This window comes from Neisseria sp. P0021.S005 (genome assembly GCF_051956955.1).
Genome location: NZ_JBQCWY010000753.1, coordinates 1 through 1,427, shown reverse-complemented (window position 1 = coordinate 1,427; position 1,427 = coordinate 1). Strand labels below are relative to the sequence as shown.

2 protein-coding genes are annotated in these 1,427 nt (G+C 51.2%); both read right to left on the bottom strand.

The window, feature by feature from the left end; all coding sequences use genetic code 11:
* Nucleotides 1–146: 146 nt before the first annotated feature.
* Nucleotides 147–899: a class I SAM-dependent methyltransferase gene (locus tag ACTHUE_RS19000; RefSeq protein ID WP_004518840.1), complete on the bottom strand. Its 753-nt coding sequence runs from the start codon at nt 897–899 to the stop codon at nt 147–149.
* A gap of 48 nt (nt 900–947) precedes the next feature.
* Nucleotides 948–1,427: helix-turn-helix domain-containing protein (locus ACTHUE_RS18995; protein ID WP_440424175.1), on the bottom strand; the 480-nt coding region annotated here is incomplete at its 5' end.

Below are 1,427 nucleotides of genomic sequence, written 5' to 3'. Positions count from 1 at the left end.
GCGTTCCATTCGCTTTGTCCGTGACGGATGAATACTAATTCCATGATAGTTTGCTCCAATGAAGTTTGGGAAAGGGTATTTATATCACACTTTGCCGCCGCGCTGATAACGCCGGCGGTTTCTTTTGATATGTTGCAAGTTTGCTTTTAGTCTTCAGACGGCCTTGTCGGAAGGTAAACGTCAAAACGCGTGCTTTTGCCTGTATATTGATAAGCAGGTTTGCGCCTATCGAGAAATTCACCCAAGCGCGGGCGTTTGACGACAATGCGCTTTTTGGCGGTATTCAATGCAACGTTCAGAAGCTCGGCTTCGTCTTGTGCCGCACCGACCAAATCGTGAAAGTAAGCCATTTCTTTTTTCACAGCGGCGGTTTTGCGACGCTCCGGATACATCGGGTCGAGGTACACCACATCGGGGCTGCCGTTTTGCGTGGACAATTCCTGCATTAAATCAACGGCATTGCCGAAGTGCAAAATAATTCGCTGGGCAATCTCCCGTGTCTCTTCACTTTGCCCTGCCCTGTTGAGGCCGTCTGAAAGTAGACAGGCAACAGCAGGATTTTGTTCAAAAGTTTGTACATTCAAGCCCAACGAGGCAAGCACAAAACTGTCGCGCCCCAGTCCGCCGGTAGCGTCCCAGACAGTCGGTTGCGCAGTATGGTTGACGGCTTTGGCAATCAACTCGCCTCCACCTTTAGTGCGCCGATAATGGGCGGCACCGCCATCAAAATCAACGCGAACACGGCCTTTTTCACCGGCGCGGCACAAACTGATGCCGCTTTCGTCAGCGATAAGGAAACTGCCTTCTTCAGGCTGCCGATCAATAACGGTCAGCCCGAAAGGTGCAGCAAGGCTGCGAAGTTCGGTAGATGCGGTTTCGTCAAAATAAATCTTGTACATAAGGCTTATGTTTCAGACGGCCTTGAAAACTCAGGCCGTCTGAACGTTTTAATTGATGTCCAAGCGTTCCATACGGTAGCGCATAGAGCGGAAGCTGATGCCCAAAAGCTTGGCGGCTTGGGTACGGTTGTAACGGGTTTGCTGCAAAGCCTGCTCGATGATGCTGCGTTCCACTTGGTCGAGGTAATCCTGTATCTGCATGGTGCGTGGATCAAACGGTGGAATGGGACTGTGATTGAGCGTAGTTTCACGCGCGTCGGGTTCGGCAATATCGTCAAAAGAGAAGCCGCTGCGTTCTGCCTTAACCTGCGGAGCATTTTGAATCTGCAAGTCGTCCACTTGTATCACTTGGCCTACCGTTAGCGCAACGGCGCGTTCGAGGATGTTTTCCAACTCACGGAAGTTGCCGGGATAGCTGTAATGCAACAGGGCTTCTTGGGCTTTCGGGCTGAGTTTGTAGGTTTGATTGCCGTGACGGTGTTTATACAGCAGATACAGAATCAGCGCGCCCAAGTCTTCGCGCATTTC

Bases quoted from the DNA above. Each gene is read 5' to 3' on its own strand.
- ACTHUE_RS19000 (WP_004518840.1), bottom strand. From the start codon at position 899: ATGTACAAGATTTATTTTGACGAAACCGCATCTACCGAACTTCGCAGC.